Source organism: Pseudomonas sp. CFII68, from assembly GCF_000416195.1.
Classification (GTDB): Bacteria; Pseudomonadota; Gammaproteobacteria; order Pseudomonadales; family Pseudomonadaceae; genus Aquipseudomonas; species Aquipseudomonas kilonensis.
In genome coordinates this window covers 12,179-28,943 of record NZ_ATLN01000128.1, presented here as the reverse complement: position 1 = coordinate 28,943, position 16,765 = coordinate 12,179, and the positions used below count along the sequence as shown (strand labels likewise).

Genomic DNA, 16,765 nt, shown 5'->3' with positions numbered 1-16,765 from the left:
TTTTTGCCACTGTGCACGCCAGCGGTTAATGGCCCATGACAAACACAAGTCCATTGCATGACAGCGCCGGGCGTGGCGCCCTCGGTGTATGCTGGCGGCCTGACACGGGAGACCGCGATGAGACCGATCCTCACACTACGCCACTACAGCCACGACTTGATCGCCCACAGCCATGACCATGCCCAACTGGTGTTCGGGTTGTCTGGCGCGCTGGATTTCGAGGTCGAAGGGCATGGCAGCCAGGTGGTGCAACAAAGCTTCGTGGTGGTACCGGCCGGCGCGCATCACGGCTGCGGCAGCCCCCACGGCAGCCGCTGCCTGGTGTTGGATGTGCCCAGTGATGATTGGGTCGGGCAATGCCTGGGGGATCACGCCGACGCCAGCCGCCGCTTGCTCGACGATACCGCTCGCCTGCCCCTGGATGCGGGGCAAAGCCAGTTGGTCAGTTGGTTGGCGGGCAGCCCGGTGGACGATCCGGTGATCGCCCAGCAAGGCGCGGTGCTGCTGCTGGCGAGCCTCAATAACGCTCGCCAGGCAACCCTCGGCGGCCGGCGCCTGCCCTACGCCGCACTCAATGCCCACATCGACCAGAACGCCGCTTATCCGCTGCAAGTGGCGGACCTGGCGCGAATCGCCGGCCTCTCCAGTGCCCGCCTGCACGCACGCTTCGTCGCCGAGTGCGGGCAAACCCCGATGGATTACATCCGCAGCCGCCGCTTGCACAAGGCCGTGGCGTTGTTGCGTGATTCGCAGTTGCCCATCGGCGAGATTGCCCACCGGGTCGGCTACAGCTCCCAAAGTGCCTTCGCCGCGGCGGTACTGCGCGAATTCGGCGTCTCGCCGGGCACGTTGCGGCGTCAGCGCTAGCCTCGCGCTAAAAGTCGCTAGGATCGCGACAGACGCCAGCACCTCCCCAACGCTTAAATTCCCTGCAGGAGCCCCGTAGGAGCTGTGTAGGAGCTGACGAGTGAAACGAGGCTGCGATCTTTTGATCTTTCGCTTGCGATTCAACTGTCTGAGGAAAGATCGCAGCCTCGTTGCACTCGTCAGCTCCTACAGTCAGCTCCTACAGGGGATTGATGTTTGTCCGTCGGTTTTGGCTTATCTGTTGAAAGGATTGAAATGACACCTCGTACCGCCCTCGGCGCCCTGCACATCGGCGCACTCATGTTTGGCCTCACCGGTGTCTTCGGCAAACTCGCCGCAGCCTCGCCAGCGGTCATTGTGTTCGGGCGCGCCGTCTTCGCCGTGCTCGCCCTGGCGATGTTTGCCCGGTTCGCCAGTAGCAGTCGCTGGCAGAAGCTGCGGGCACAGGATGGCCGGCGATTGTTGCTTGGGGGGCTGTTGCTGGCCGGGCATTGGGTGAGTTTCTTCATCGCCGTGAAGGTTGCCGGCGTGGCGATCGCCACGCTGGGGTTCACCAGTTTTCCGGCCTTCACGGTGTTGCTTGAAGGGCTGATCTTCCGCGAGCGGATTCGCGCCAATGAAATCTGGCTGGTGGTGTTGGTGAGCGTCGGCCTGGTACTGGTCACACCGAACTTCGACCTGGCCAGCGGTGCCACCACCGGTTTGCTGTGGGCCATGGGCTCGGGGCTGCTGTTCTCCCTGTTGTCATTGACCAACCGTGCCGGCTCGGCGCACGTGCCGCCGGTGCAGGCCGCACTGTGCCAGAACGTGGTGGTCGGGTTGTGCCTGCTGCCGATGGCCGCGCCACAATTGAGCGACGTTCGCCCCATCGACTGGTTATGGATCGGCTTGCTCGGCGTGTTCTGCACCGGCCTGGCCCACAGCCTGTTCGTCGCCAGCCTGGCGGTGATCAAGGCGCGCACGGCGGCAGTGGTGTTCGCCATGGAGCCGGTCTACGGCATCGCCATGGCCTGGTGGCTATTCGATGAGAGCCCGACACTGCGCATGCTGCTGGGCGGCGTAGTGATCATCGCGGCCATCGTGATCTCAAGCCAACAGGGCGGTTCGAAGAAACCGGAGGTTGGCGCCCAAGCCGCGTCTCACTGAACCCGATCGTTGTGGCCCAGGTCCCGCTCCGGGTCGATCCGGTCGCGGACCCGCTGCTTGAGCACCTTGGCCTCGGGAAACCCGCCGTCGGCCTTGCGCTCCCAGATCTGCGTGCCGTCGCAACTGATGTGGAACACACCACCGGTGCCCGGCACCAGGGACACTTTGCCCAGGTCGTCGCCGAAGGTGCTGAGCAGTTCCTGGGCCAGCCAGGCAGCGCGCAACAGCCATTGGCACTGGGTGCAATACGTGATGACGACTTCCGGTTTATGTTCGGTCATTGCGGGTGGACTCCTGGGTTCGAAGGCGTCGTTATAATACCCGCCTTTGACACCCGCCCCGAGATTGACGATGCGCCGCCTGCTGCCGCTCCTGCTTCTGTTGCTGTTGCCCCTGCTCGGCCATGCCAACGAGCCCGCCGTCGAAACGCCACGCCCAAAAATCGGCCTGGTGCTGTCCGGCGGCGCCGCACGAGGGCTGGCCCACATCGGCGTGCTCAAGGCCCTGGAAGAGCAAGGCATCAAGATCGATGCCATCGCCGGCACCAGCATGGGCGCGGTGATCGGCGGGCTGTATGCCTCGGGCTACAAGATCGACGAACTGGAAAAACTCGCCCTGGGCATCGACTGGCAACAGGCCTTGTCCGATGCGCCACCCCGCAAGGACGTGCCATTCCGGCGCAAGCAGGATGACCGCGACTTTCTGGTCAAACAGAAACTGAGCTTTCGCGACGACGGCAGCCTCGGCCTGCCCTTGGGGGTCATCCAGGGCCAGAACCTGGCCCTGCTGCTCGAAAGCCTGCTGGCCCACGCCAGCGACACGCGGGACTTCGACAAACTGCCGATCCCGTTTCGCGCAGTCGCCACCGACATCGCCACGGGTGAAAAAGTCGTATTCCGCAAAGGCCACCTGCCCAAGGTCATTCGCGCCAGCATGTCGATCCCGGCGGTATTCGCCCCGGTGGAGCTGGACGGCCGGCTGCTGGTGGACGGCGGCATGGCCGACAACATCCCGCTGGATGTGGCCCGGGAAATGGGCGTGGACGTGGCTATCGTGGTCGACATCGGTACACCGCTGCGCAACCGCAAGCAACTGGTCACAGTGGTCGACGTGCTGAACCAGTCGACCACCTTGATGACCCGGCGCAACTCTGAAGAGCAACTGGCCACCCTGAAAAAAGACGACGTGTTGATCCAGCCAGCGCTGGCGAGCTTCGGCTCCACCGATTTCGGCCGGGCCCAGGAGATGATCGACGCCGGCTACCGTGCCACGCGGATACTCCAGGCACGCCTGGCGCCTCTGCGTCCGCCCGAGGCGCCCGACGCCGAGCTCATGGCCGCGCGCACTCCCAGCGAACGCACGCCAGTCATCACCGCCATTCGCGTGGAGAACGACTCGAAAGTCGGTGACGACGTGATTCGCTATTACGTTCGCCAGCAGATCGGTGAGCCGCTGGACCTGGGCCGCCTGCAGACCGACATGGGCACGCTGTACGGCCTGGACTACTTCGAACAGGTGCAATACCGCGTGGTCCACAAGGGCCCGGACCACACACTGGTGATCAGCGCCCGGGGCCGGCGCACCGGCACCGACTACCTGCGGCTGGGGCTGAGCCTGTCGGACGACATGCGCGGCGACAGCGCTTTCAACCTGGGAGCCAGCTACCGGGTCAACGGCATCAATCGCCTCGGTGCCGAATGGCTGACCCGGGCGCAGATCGGCGACAAGCAGGAGTTGTACAGCGAGTTCTACCAGCCATTGGATGTCGGCTCGCGCTACTTCATCGCCCCCTACGGGCAATTCGAATCGCGCAACGTGGAGTCCATCCTGGACAACGATCCGGTAGCCCAGTATCGCGTCGAGCGTTATGGCTTCGGGCTGAACGTGGGCCGCCAGATCGGCAACAACGGCGAAATCCGCTTCGGTGTCGGCCAGGCCTGGGGCAAGGCGGATGTGCGTATTGGCGATCACGACCAGCCCAGCGAAAACTTCAATGAAGGTTTCTATGAGCTGAAGTATTCCTTCGACTCCTTCGACAACGTGTATTTCCCCCATGAAGGGGAAGACATCGGCCTGACCTGGCGCCAATACGAACCGGGGCTGGGTTCCGACCAGCGTTACCGCCAGTGGGAGTTCAAACTGGACAAGGCCCTGAGCAGCGGCCCGGACACCTTCATCCTGGGCGGGCGCTACGGCCGAACACTGGACACCGCAGAGGTCGTGACGTCCAGCTTTGTGCTCGGTGGCGCGCGGCAACTGTCGGGCTTTCGCGAAGACGGGGTCTCCGGGCAGAACATCAGCCTGATGCGTGCCGTGTATTACCGCCGCCTCACACCGCGGGCCTATCTGCCATTGGACTTGCCGCTGTACATCGGCGGCTCGCTGGAACGCGGCCGGGCCTGGAACAACGACAACGAATTCGACAGCGGCTACATCAACGCCGCCAGCATTTTCCTCGGTTTCGATACACCGCTGGGGCCGCTGAATTTCAGCTATGGCTTTAACGACGATGATGAACAGGCGGTGTATCTGAACCTGGGGCAGACGTTTTGAGGGGTAGGCGTTTGCCTGGGAAAGATCGAGAGGCTGAACCGACGCCTTCGCGAGCAAGCCCGCTCCCACAGGAATTTGCGTGAGCATCGAGCTTGCGACTGCCAGGGAACCCTTGTGGGAGCGGGCTTGCTCGCGAAGAGGCCAGTGGACTCAACATCCATTTATAGCTTCAGCGAATCCCTGCCAGCAGCACCCGGGCGGTCTGCTTGAGGGGTTCGTCACCTTCTTCGAGCAGTTCTTCAAGCAGGGAGACGGCTGTTTTCAGGTCTCCATCGTCGATGCAATTCTGTGCCTGTTCCAGCTTGAGCGAGTGTTCCGGGGCCTGAGGCTCGAGGGACAGGGTGTCCAGGGAAACTGGTTCAAGGGCCAGCGGCTCAAACTCCAGCGACTGTTCTTCGTCGGCAAAGCTATCGAGGAAAGCATCGTCCAGCGACTCGGTTTCCAGAGGCGATTCCCATTGCAGGTCCGGTTCGTCGAAACCTGAAAGCGACAAGCCCTCGGCGGCATGGGGTGAACCAGCCTCGTCATCAGCAGTGTTGTCCTGGGCATCGGCGAGGTCCCAACTGGTTTCCATGGACAGTGCATCCAGGTCCAACTCGAACTCGTCACCAGGCACCGGCTCACGTTCAGGAACAGGTATCGGTGCCAGAGCAGGTGCAAGAACCGGCACCTGAGGTTGTACCGATGCCACTGTCGGCGCGGCGATCATGGCAACCTTGGGGTAGCGCCCGCGGATCTCCTCCAATGTCCCGGCATCGATACCCTGTGCCAGTAGATGATGTTCCTGGGCCTGGAAACCGATGACATCGCCCTGCTTGCCCAGTACTTCCAGCAACTTGAGGCCCAGGTCGGTGCGTTCCGGCTCCGCCAGCAACGCGGCGCGCAACAGCCCTGCGGCCTCGGTGAAACGACCGTAGGTCAAGTAGATCCCGACACCCTCCAGCACATCACCCAGGGGCGTATCCCCGTTATTGAACGATGCCGCCGTCTCGGACGGCTCCGTATCGGGGATTGCTGCAAAGGTTTCGTCGCCCTGCTCCAGCATCGGCTCGGGACGCCCGGTCATCGGTTCCAGCTCGGCCTGCTGCTGCCGACGCCGAACGAACAGTAACAGCGCCAGCAACCCCAACAGGCCCACCAGCCCCGCCACCCATGTCCAATTGATGCCCTCTGGCTCTGCTACCGGTTCTGTAGCGGGTTGCGCGTCCGACGCCGGTTCCGCTGCAGGAAGCGCCGGTTGCGGTTGTGTCGATTCAGCCGGGGCTGGCGCTACCTCAGCCAGCCGGGTCTGCAATTCACTGATCTGCTTGCGCTGGCCAGCGATTTGCTCGTCCTGAGCCTGGAGCCGCGCCTGCAGCTCCTCGATGGTCTTCTGTTGCTGCTGATTTTGCAGCACGCTGGCGGCCAATTGTTCATCGGACGCGGCGGGGGCCTGGCCGGCAGTGGTGGCAGCAGGCGTCGGCAGCACGGCCGAGTCGGGCAGCAACAAGCGCTGGCCGATGGAAAGCCGGTCACTGCCGGGGTTCAAGGCCTGGATTCCTTGCATCAGCTCATTGACCGACGCGTTGCTGCCGGCGTCATGCAGACGTTTGGCGATAATCCAGGGGTTGTCTCCCTGCACCACGGTGTAGCGCTTGCCCTGTACCGCCGGGGGCGGCTTGATGGACTGTGGGGCCGCGGAGGGTTCGTCACGGACTGGCACGATACCCGGCGTGCCCGGCGGGTCGATCAGCACGGTGTATTCGCGCAGCAGGCGCCCGTTGGGCTGATTGAGCTGCACCAGGAAATTGAGAAACGGCTCCTCCACCGGCTTGTTGGAGGTCACCCGAATGAAGCTACGATCACCGCGCAATACCGGCGTGAAGCGCAGGCCATTGAGAAAGAACACCCGCTCCACACCCGCACGACTGAAATCGTCCGGGCTCGCCAGGCTGGCCGACAGATCGCCCTCGCCGATCCCGGCCACATCGACCAGGGCGATATCGGCACGCAACGGCTGGTTCAAGGCGGAATGCAGCGTGATTTCGCCAAGCCCCAGCGCTGACGCCAAAGCCGGAAACCCCAGGGCACCCACGACGACCGACACGTTGACCCAACTGCGCAACGTGGACTGCAAACTTTCAAGCATGGGTATCCCTTTCGATTACCAAAACCAACCGCGGCGTAAACGCTTCAATAGGAACGCTTACTACTGGTTATAGTTCGCTAACCGGCGAATCTCAAAAGTCTGACGCCAGGGATATGCCTCAGGACTTTTCCAGGTTGGCCAGGATCGTGCCGTGAACCCGCATGCACACGCGCATGTCCGCCTCGTCGACACCTTCGAACAGCTCCCGACGCAATTGTGTGGCAATGGTTTCGATTTGTTCGATCAACGGTAGGGCCGGTGCGCAGAGCACGATTTTCTTGGCCCGGCGGTCCTCGGCCACGGCCTGGCGCTGCACCAGCCCCTGGGTTTCCAGGCTATCGAGCAACCGGGCCAGGGTCGGGCCTTCGACGGCGACACTCTGGGCCAGTTCACGCTGGGTCGGCGCCTGTTCGAAACGGGCCAGGTGCAACAGCACCAGCCAACGCGCCTGGGACAGGCCCAGCCCGGCCAGGCGACGATCCAGTTCGGCACGCCAGCCTCGAGACATTTGCGCCAACTGCATGCCAAAACGGTGTTGATCGGTTAACGGCATAAAAAAACTCATCAGATCTGAAATAGAGAAAAACTAATTATTAGTCAGCTAAGCATGAGCTTTGGATTCAAGCAAGTCTCGCCTTGTACTGAATCGTTAAAGGAACGCAACTCACTGATCAGACTTCAAATTCCGACTGCAACGCAGCCCTGACGCAGTACAGCACGCCTTCAGGAACTCGTCCGACAAACAGTGCGGCGACTTCAGACACTGGGGGTAACTCACCTTCGCCATCCAGGAACGCGTCCTGTACCTCGCCCATCAGTTCCTCGGGCAGATCCAGCGCCTGCTCCAGGGATAACTGCTGTTTGCCGATGGCCTCGGCCAGCATCGTGTAGACGTTCTTTTCCGAGCACTGCAATTGCCCGGCGATCTGCAACGGTGTCATGCCGGCCCGAGCCAGCGTGATGAGTTCGTGACGCACATCGGCCACCGCTTTCGGTGCCTCGGCCTCGCCACCCAGTACCTGGAGGAAGGCCTCGCCATACCGCTCCAGCTTGCGCGCGCCCACGCCACTGACCCGGGCCATTTCCTCCAGGGAGGTGGGCTGGCTGCGGAGCATTTCCAGCAGCGTCGAGTCGGGAAAGATGACGTACGGCGGGACACCGTGTTCCTCGGCCAACTTGCGCCTCAAGGCGCGCAAGGCTTCCCATTGATCGCGCTCTTCGCCACGCACCAGTTGGCTGGCCTGGCTCTTGCTGCTCTTGACCGCCGTTGCCGGCTTGAGGTCGCGGCGCAGCTCGAGGGTAACCTCGCCTTTGAGCAACGGCCGGCACGTCGCACTCAGGCGCAGGCCGCCGTAGCCTTCCAGGTCGATGTCGGCCAGACCGCGGGCCACCAGTTGTCGGAACAATGAACGCCACTCGCTCTCGGTGCGCGCCTTGCCCACGCCGAACACCGACAGGTGCTGGTGACCAAAGTTGCGGACCTTCTCGTTGTCCTTGCCCAGCAACACGTCCACCAGATGCCCGACGCCATAGCGCTGGCCAGTACGGAAAATCGCCGACAAGGCCTGGCGGGCCGGTTCGGTGGCGTCCCAGGTTTCCACGCCATCGACACAGTTGTCGCAATGCCCGCAAGGCTGGGGCATGTCTTCGTCAAAATAGGCCAGCAAGGTCTGGCGACGGCAGCGGGTTTCTTCGCACAGCGAGAGCATCGCGTCGAGCTTGTGCTGCTCCAGGCGCTTGTGGCGCTCATCGCCTTCGGAGTTCTGCAGCATCTGCTTGAGCATCACCACGTCTTGCAGGCCGTAGGCCATCCAGGCGTCGGCCGGCAAGCCATCACGGCCGGCACGCCCGGTTTCCTGGTAGTACGCCTCGAGGGACTTGGGCAGGTCCAGGTGCGCGACAAAACGCACGTTGGGTTTGTCGATGCCCATACCGAACGCAATGGTGGCCACCATGATCAGACCTTCCTCGTTGAGGAAGCGCTTCTGGTGATAGGCCCGCAGGTCGTTGGGCAGCCCGGCGTGATACGGCAACGCCGGGAACCCCTGCTCACACAGAAACGCGGCCACTTCATCGACCTTCTTGCGTGACAGGCAATAGACAATGCCGGCATCGCTGCGGCGCTCGGCGAGAAACGCCAGCAACTGCTTGCGCGGCTGCTCCTTGGGCACGATGCGGTAGAAAATATTGGGGCGGTCGAAGCTGGACAGGAACCGCTCGGCATCCTGCAAGTGCAGGCGCTCGACGATTTCCTCGCGGGTGCGCTTGTCGGCGGTGGCGGTCAGGGCGATGCGCGGCACGTCGGGGAACAGTTCCGCCAACTGCCCCAGTTGCAGGTATTCGCGACGGAAATCATGACCCCATTGGGACACACAGTGGGCTTCGTCAATGGCGAACAGGGCGATGTCCAGGCTCTGCAGGAACGCCAGCATGCGTGGCTGCACCAGGCGTTCCGGGGCCAGGTACAACATTTTCACTTCGCCGCGCTTGATTCGCGTCGCCAGGTCCCGCTGCTGCTCGGCGCTGAGGGTGGAGTTCAGCGCAGCGGCGGCGACACCCAGTTCTTCAAGGGTCGCGACCTGGTCGTCCATCAATGCGATCAGCGGCGATACCACCACCGCCAGGCCGTCGCGTAACAGCGCTGGAACCTGGAAGCACAAGGATTTGCCGCCGCCGGTGGGCATGAGCACCAGGGCATCGCCACCGCTGGCCACGCGCTCAATAATGGCACCCTGGCGGCCACGGAAACTGTCGTAGCCGAAGATGTCCTTGAGGACGCGTTGAGCCTGTTCGAGCATAAAAACTCCAAAAATCACCAAAACATCCCTGCAAGGCTGGTTCAGAATCACAAACGCTGCACCGGCAAATCGTAAGTGTGCGTTTCGAACCGGCGGGACGCCGCAGGGCATCACAAAACGCGGCAGTATACCCGAGGCCTTCGTTGCAAAGGGGGCTGCTGACAGGAGGTGCTTGGGACTGTGGGAGCAAGGCTTGCCCGCGATGGAAGCGACGCGGTCTCGCCTTCAGAAATCGAGGCGCTTGCTTCGCGAGCAAGCTTTGCTCCCACAACGGGGATAAATCCCCTCGCCACAGGGACCGCGTCCATCCCTGTTTTTTTCTCCATGCCCCTATTTCACCTCCTAGGGAGGGGCAAATACGCCACGCGGCTGGCCTGGGCGCTCAAGAAGGCCTAGAATTCCCGCATTGTTTATTCCCCAAGGTAGCCCGTAATGTCCTTCGCTGAGCAACTGACCCGCCTGCAAGTCTTCCTCGACGCCGATGAGCTGCACGAAGAGGCGCTGGACTACGTGGCCGCTCACGGCTATCTGACCGCCCTGTCCATCTGCGCAGAAACGGTGCCGGACCGTGAGTGGATCGACGCCCTGTTCGCCGAAGAGCCGCATTACAGCGACGAAGCCCAGCGTGCCGAGATCGAAGCCACGCTGGTCGGCCTCAAGGCCCACATCGCCCGTCAACTGGCCTCCGACGAAGAATTCGAATTGCCGTGCGACCTGGACCTGGGTGATGACCCGGACGATTCGGAATTGCGTGGCTGGTGCATCGGCTTCATGGAAGGTGTGTTCCTGCGCGAAGCCGCCTGGTTCGAAACCGCCGAAGAGGAAGTCAGCGAAATGCTGCTGCCGATCATGGTCGGTTCCGGCCTGTTCGACGAGCAACCGGAGTTTTCCGACATCGCCGCCGACGCCAACCTGATGGACGACATGATCGTCCAGATCCCGGAAGCCCTCACCGCCCTGTACCTGCTGTGCAACGCACCGGACGAGAAACCGGCGATCCTCAAGCCTCGCCACCACTGAGTGACCGGGTGCCCTCGCCCGTTGGCAATCGCCCGCTGATCCTGCGTTACGTTCTGTTGGCCATTGGCTGGCTGAGCGTAGCGCTGGGCGTTATCGGCATCTTCGTACCCGTTCTGCCCACCACCCCTTTCCTGCTCCTGGCGGCAGCCTGTTTCGCCCGCAGCTCGCCGCGCTTCTACCAATGGCTGGTAGAACATCCCCGCCTCGGCCCGTGGATCCGCGACTACCTCAGCGGCAACGGCATCCCGCTCAAGGGCAAGGTCTATGCCATCGGGCTGATGTGGGCGAGCATCCTCTTTTCCTGCTACCTGGTGCCCCTACCGTGGGCCCGGGGGTTCATGCTCACCAGCGCGGTGCTGGTGACGGTTTATATCCTCAAGCAGAAAACATTGCGCAAACCCTGAGCATGAGTACGGCGCCTTCTCCTGTGGCGAGGGGATTTATCCCCGCTGGGTTGCGAAGCAACCCAAAACCAGGCGCCGCGCTGCAACAGACAGCCCCTACCGACCGGTTTGCGACTGCTTCGCAGCCGAGCGGGGATAAATCCCCTCGCCACAACAGCCTTCACACCGTATCCACTCTCAACGAATGATCACTCAACATGCCGTTGATGATGGTCGCGGTGTCCGCTCCGCCGATGATGCCCCCCGCCCCCGGCGTGACGCCGTAATGACTGGCGAGGTTGACACCGGTCAGGTCGATGGTCTGGTTCGGCGTGGCGCCGGCAATGGCACTGACATCGATGCTGGTGACGACCGAAGCACCGCTGCCGCTCACGCTGAAATGCAGGTAATCATCCAGTGACGCCGCGCTGCCGTTCTCCCCTTGCAACAGCTGGGACAGGTCGAGTTTGTCGACGCCGGGCGCGAAGTCAGTGATCACGTCGTGACCGCTGTTGCCTGCCTGCCATTGGAAGGTATCGGCACCGCTGCCGCCGGTCAGGGTGTTGTTGCCCAGGCCGCCGATCAACAAGTCATCGCCACCACCGCCATTAAGCACGTCATGGCCCAATCCGCCGTTGATGCGGTTGCTGGCCCCGTCGCCGGTGAGGGTGTCGTTGAAGCTCGAACCCATCAGGTTTTCGATGCCTGCCAGTGTGTCGGTGCCGGCGCCAAGGGTGTTCTGCGCCGCCAACAGGCCCAGGTTGACGGTGACCCCGGCGGTCGCGTGAGCATAGCTCGCGGTGTCGTTGCCCGTACCGCCGTCAAGCAGATCATTCCCCGCGCCACTGTAGAGCAAATCATCGCCTGCCCCGCCATGCAGGGTGTTGTTGCCCGAACCGGCGCTGAGGATGTCGTTGCCATCGCCCGCATTGAGGGTGTTGTCACCGTTGCCGGCAATCAGCACATCGTCCCCGGTGGTGCCGGTCAGGGTATGGCCCGACTGATAGCTGATATCTACCGCCGCGCTGTCACTGCCACCGTGGTTGTCACTGGCGGTGTAGCTGCCGTGGTAATCCGGGGTTTTGTCCTGCGCCCCCGCATAGTCAACGGTCAGGGTCAGTTGATAGTTTTCCGCCGCGTTGGAATTACCGCCGCCGGGATTGGGGATGTTGGTGACGTGGATCTGGTAGTTGCCATCCGCTGCCGCGGTGAACGAAGCGCCATCGTTGATCGCAATGAATGGCCCGCCGTTGAGTGAATACTCCATCGCAATGCGACCGGCCGAAAGGTTGTGGTCCAGGGTGAGGGTTTCGCCCTGTTTGAGGCTGATGTTGAGCCGGTCCTCATCGTTGGCGTTGTTATTGGACACCATCCCCAGTGCACCGCTGACCACCAGCATCGCCGTCATGCTCGCGGTATTGGCGACGAAGGCACTGCGGCTGAGGTTGATCGACTGCACGTTGTTGCCGGTGAAACTGACCGTGCCGGTGCTGCCAGTGAAATCCCCGCCTTTGGCGGTCCAACCGGTATTGAAACTGGTGGGTGAAGCGGTGAGCGGATCGCCGTTGGCGTCGCTGTCGTTACCCAGCAGCAACTCACCCGGGATCACGATGTTGCCCGACAGCACGTTGGTGATGATGTTGTCGTCGACAGCGATCGGTGGGCTGTTGGGCACGACATTGATCACCAGGTTGGAGCTTGCCAGGTCCCCGTCATTGTCACTGACGGTGTAGCCGATGTGCTCGGTGATCAAGGTGCCGGTGGCGGTCTGGGAGGTGTAGCTGAACGCACCGGTGTCGAGGTTGACCACCAGGGTGCCGTCGTGGTCAGTGGCGATGCTCAGTGTGTTGGTGGCGGTATTGAAGGAGCCATGGTTGAGCCCGCCGCTGGCGGTCAGTGCACCATGGCCACCGTTGGCCGCCGGGTCGTAGCTGTACGTGGTGCCATCGACCACCAGGCTTTTGATAAACCCGCCATCGGCGCCGAACGAACCGCCCTCGCCCAGCAGGTTGCCGGTGACCGGCGCGCCTTGCACGGTGTCGGAAAGCACCGAGTTGAGCTGGTTCAGGTCGGTGACCACCACCGCGTTGGTGTTGGTGTGGGCGCTGCCGTCGTAGGCCAGCGGGTCGAGGTGAGCATTGCTGACGCCGCTGCCCAGGCCAATGGCGTAGTTCTTGATGCCGTTGGCGTCGAGGAAGGCTTTCCATGCGGCCTCGTCTGCCGCACCGGTTTCCTGGCCCGAGGTGGGTTTGCCGTCAGAGAAGAAGTAGCCGATGTTCTGCGCGCCGGTCAGTTGCCCGGACGTGACAAACGCAGTCTTGGCCGTCGCCACTGCCGCGTCGTAGTTGGTTCCGCCATCCGCCGACAGGCTGGAGAGAAGCGACTTGGCGGTCGCCACGTCGACCCACACCGAAGTCTGGTCGGTGGCGCTGCTGCTGAACGTCACGAGCTGGACTTTCACATCCCCCAGGTCATCGTATTTATCGAGCAAGGCGCTGATCGCCTGTTTCGCCAGGTCCAGCCGCGAAAGCCCCGGTACACCGGAGTCATCGGCCATGCTGCCGGACACGTCGAGCACGATCAGCAGGTTCGAATCTATCTCCACCGCCGTGACCGAACGCTCGGACGCAATGGCCGTTGGCACGTCATCGACGATGCTGACCACCAGGCTGCCGGTGGTGCTGTTGCCCAGGGTGTCCGTGGCCTGATAAGTGAAATCTTCGCTCAGCACATTCGGGCCATCGTTGGCGTGGGGCGTGGTCGTGGCGGGCGACGTCAGGGTGTAGGTGTAGGAACCGTCCGGGTGGAGCAGCAACTGGCCGTAGGCGCCGCTGGCGCTGCCCACCAGGGTGAAGGTGACAGCGCCAGTGGCACCGCTGATCGAACCGACCAAGGCTGCCGCTGGCGGTTTCACTGGTAGCGCTCGGGTCGCTGCCGGTGACGGTACCAGGGGCCAGGTCCTGGCCGTCCTGTGTCAAGTCGAGTGCTTTTTCATAGACCGTAATGTCGTGGTCGGTTTCTGCGATGAGGCAGCTGTTGTGCACGTCAATGGTGAGGGTGGTGGTGCTTTCATCACCATCGGCGTCGCGCACGGTGTAGGTGAATACATCGGTCGCGCCTGCTGCACCGACCGCGTCGGGGTTGCTGTGATAGACGGCGTTGCCATTGGCGTCCAGGGTCAGGTAACCGTAGGTACCATTGATCTGGGTGTTCAGGCCGCCGACGGCAGGGTTCGAGGTGTCATTGCCGGCGCGCACGCCGATCACGGCACCACTCGCGGCCGCCGTCCGCGCCAAGTACATCGTTGTCCAGCACATTGCCGTTGACCGTGCCGCCCTCCACCACCGAGGCGAAATCGGCATGGGCGGTCGGCACGTCGTCGACGATGTTCACGTCCAGGTTGCCGTTGGCGGTGGTGCCGTTGTCGTCGGTGACGACGACCGCAAATTGTTCGCTGAGGCTGTTGGCGCCGTTGGCGTTTGGATGGGCTTCATTGTCCAGCAGCGTGTAGCTGTAGCTGACCACGCCGGTGGGGGCGTTGTAGCCGGTGATGGTCAGCGTATTACCCAGTGCGGTGGTAATCGACTGTGGGAAACCAGCCGCTACACCGCCGGTGACGACGTTGATGCCGCCAACACTCAAGGTCTGCACACCATCCAACGCGGTGACGGTAAAGGTGCCGCTTTGAGTCAGCGCCGATGCATCCGGGCTGCTGCCGTCGCTGAGATTTTTCTCCTGCAATGACAGCTCACCGCCGTCGGTGTCGAGGCCGGTGATGATCACCGGGTCGTCGTTGTTGTGCACTTGCAGCACCAGATTGGCGGTGCTGGTATCGCCGTCGGCATCGGTCAGGGTGTAGGTGAAGGTTTCGCTGCCATTGCCACCACCGTGCAAGCCTTTGAAATCGGCGTCAGCGGTGTTGAGGGTGTAGGTGTAGGAACCGTCGGCGTTGAGCACCAGGGTGCCGTAAGTACCGGTGAACGTGCCGGGGGTGATTGGGCCGGACGCCACATGGTCTGCACCTTGGGTGTCGTTGGTCAACACGCTGCCGGTCAGGGTCAGGTTGGTTTCCGAAGCCGTGCTGGCGTTGCTGTCGTCCACGGCTTTAGGCAGGTCGTCGACGATGTTCACGTCCAAGTTGCCGTTGGCCGTGGTGCCGTTGTCGTCGGTGACGACGACCGCAAATTGTTCGCTGAGGCTGTTGGCGCCATTGGCGTTTGGATGGGCTTCATTGTCCAGCAAGGTGTAGCTGTAGCTGACCACGCCGGTGGTGGCGTTGTAGCCGGTGATGGTCAGCGTATTACCCAGTGCGGTGGTAATCGACTGTGGGAAACCAGCCGCTACACCGCCGGTGACGACGTTGATGCCGCCAACGCTCAAGGTCTGCACACCATCCAACGCAGTCACGGTAAAGGTGCCGCTTTGAGTCAGCGCCGATGCATCCGGGCTGCTGCCGTCGCTGAGGTTTTTCTCTTGCAGCGACAGCTCACCACCCTCGGCATCAAGGCCCACCAACACCACCGGGTCGTCGTTGTTGTGCACTTGCAGCACCAGGTTCGCGGTGCTGGTGTCGCCGTCGGCATCGGTCAGGGTGTAGGTGAACGTCTCAGTGCCGCTGCCCCCGCCATGCAACGCGACGAATTGCGGGTCGCTGGTGTTCAGGGTGTAGGTGTACGTGCCGTTGGGGTTGAGCACCAGGGTGCCGTAGGTGCCGGTGAACGTCCCGCCGATGATCGGCCCGCTGTCGGGACCGGTGGGGATCCGGTCGGCGCCCTGATGGTCGTTGGGCAATACGTTGCCGGTGAGGGTGACCAGGGTTTCCGACGCCGTGTTGGCGTGGCTGTCGTCGATCGCCTGGGGCACGTCATCGGTAATGTTGACGTCCAGGGTGCCGGTGGCCGTATCGCCGTCGGTGTCGACCGCCACCACCGGGAACTGCTCGGTAATGTTGTTGGCACCGCCACCGGCAGGATGGATTTCATTGTCCGTCAGGGTGTAGCTGTAGCTGACCACCCCCGTGGCCGGGTCATAACCAGTGATGGTCAACGTGTTGCCCAGCGCTGAAGTGATGGTTTGGGGGAAGCCCACGGGCACGCCGCCGGTGATCACGTTGATGCCGCCGATGCTCAGGCTGCTCAGCCCGTCAGGCGCGGAAACCGTGAAGGTGCCATTTTGCACCAGCGCCCCCGGATTACTGGCCGAACCATCGGCCAGATTGGCCTCGTTGGTGGTCAGCTCGCCGCCCTCGACATTGACCCCGTCGAGGGTCACCGGGTTATCCGGTGTCACCGGCGGCACGGTTGCATCGTCGCCCGTGTTGTCCGGATCACCGGCCAGGCGCAGCGGTGGAAACTCGGGGATCCCGTTGAACCCGGCCGTAGGGAAACCGATCAGCGGATCGACTTCCCCGCCGACTTCTTCCAGCAGCACAAAACTGTGCCCGCCGCCCACGCCCCCCGGATTGCCGCCCTCGGGGCCAGCGGCCGTGGCCTCACCAGTCTGAGTCGGGTCGGCACCGGCAGCGATGGCTTGCTGCAGCTTTTGCACATCGGTCAGTTGCGCGTCACTCGGTGCCGCCGCGTCGGGCGTGTCGACATGAGGCGCATGGTTGGCGAGCAACTGCGGGGTCAGGGTCAGGTTGCTTTCGCGGCCCAGGGTCAAGGTCTGGCCGTTCTGCATATGAACAGCCACGGCCCCTTCGGCACCGGTGACCAGGTGTTCGCCGGCGTAAAGCCGATCGCCTTCGACCAGAGGCCGCCGCAGGCCACCGGCCGCTTCTGCGAAAACTTGCCCGACCACTTTGCTGACGATACCGATGAGCGCTGCCATGTGCATTTCCTCCGTTGCCGACCGCAATCGGCACCTGTCTG

General features: G+C 62.8%; 9 protein-coding genes and 1 pseudogene. 5 read left to right on the top strand and 5 right to left on the bottom strand.

Features of this window, described 5'->3' with window-relative positions:
* The first annotated feature begins 117 nt into the window (after positions 1–117).
* Both CFII68_RS00080 and CFII68_RS00085 read left to right on the top strand, forming a co-directional pair.
* Positions 118–867: an AraC family transcriptional regulator gene (locus CFII68_RS00080; RefSeq protein ID WP_018614428.1), complete on the top strand. Its 750-nt coding sequence runs from the start codon at positions 118–120 to the stop codon at positions 865–867.
* A gap of 255 nt (positions 868–1,122) precedes the next feature.
* Positions 1,123–2,013, top strand: a complete 891-nt coding sequence (locus tag CFII68_RS00085) for a DMT family transporter (RefSeq protein ID WP_018614426.1) — start codon at positions 1,123–1,125, stop codon at positions 2,011–2,013.
* On the opposite strand, the gene CFII68_RS00090 is transcribed toward CFII68_RS00085, so the two are convergent.
* The gene (locus CFII68_RS00090; RefSeq protein WP_003199006.1) at positions 2,007–2,294 is read right to left on the bottom strand and encodes a SelT/SelW/SelH family protein; all 288 of its coding nucleotides are present in this window, start codon (positions 2,292–2,294) and stop codon (positions 2,007–2,009) included. The two genes, CFII68_RS00085 and CFII68_RS00090, sit on opposite strands and share 7 nt — an antisense overlap.
* Positions 2,295–2,364: 70 nt before the next feature.
* Here CFII68_RS00090 and CFII68_RS00095 point away from each other — a divergent pair, with 70 nt between their 5' ends.
* Positions 2,365–4,566 carry a patatin-like phospholipase family protein gene (locus tag CFII68_RS00095; RefSeq protein ID WP_018614424.1) on the top strand — a complete coding sequence of 734 codons (2,202 nt, stop codon included), beginning with the start codon at positions 2,365–2,367 and terminating at the stop codon, positions 4,564–4,566.
* Between the two features lie 169 nt (positions 4,567–4,735).
* Here CFII68_RS00095 and CFII68_RS00100 read toward each other — a convergent pair whose 3' ends face one another.
* The 3 genes from CFII68_RS00100 to recQ form a co-directional block, all read right to left on the bottom strand.
* Positions 4,736–6,694, bottom strand: a complete 1,959-nt coding sequence (locus tag CFII68_RS00100) for a FimV/HubP family polar landmark protein (RefSeq protein ID WP_018614422.1) — start codon at positions 6,692–6,694, stop codon at positions 4,736–4,738.
* Between the two features lie 118 nt (positions 6,695–6,812).
* Positions 6,813–7,247 carry a MarR family transcriptional regulator gene (locus CFII68_RS00105; RefSeq protein ID WP_003199001.1) on the bottom strand — a complete coding sequence of 145 codons (435 nt, stop codon included), beginning with the start codon at positions 7,245–7,247 and terminating at the stop codon, positions 6,813–6,815.
* 118 nt (positions 7,248–7,365) lie between these two features.
* Complete coding sequence (recQ, locus tag CFII68_RS00110) at positions 7,366–9,492, bottom strand: DNA helicase RecQ (protein ID WP_018614419.1); 2,127 nt, start codon at positions 9,490–9,492, stop codon at positions 7,366–7,368.
* Between the two features lie 432 nt (positions 9,493–9,924).
* On the opposite strand from recQ, the gene CFII68_RS00115 reads away from it, so the two are divergent.
* Positions 9,925–10,512 carry a YecA family protein gene (locus tag CFII68_RS00115; RefSeq protein ID WP_003198997.1) on the top strand — a complete coding sequence of 196 codons (588 nt, stop codon included), beginning with the start codon at positions 9,925–9,927 and terminating at the stop codon, positions 10,510–10,512.
* Positions 10,513–10,520: 8 nt separating this feature from the next.
* The gene (locus tag CFII68_RS00120) at positions 10,521–10,916 is read left to right on the top strand and encodes a YbaN family protein (protein WP_003198995.1); all 396 of its coding nucleotides are present in this window, start codon (positions 10,521–10,523) and stop codon (positions 10,914–10,916) included.
* A 160-nt stretch (positions 10,917–11,076) separates the two neighbouring features.
* On the opposite strand, the pseudogene CFII68_RS0126275 reads toward CFII68_RS00120, so the two are convergent.
* Positions 11,077–16,724 (bottom strand): annotated as a pseudogene (locus tag CFII68_RS0126275) (retention module-containing protein).
* Between the last annotated feature and the right edge of the window lie 41 nt (positions 16,725–16,765).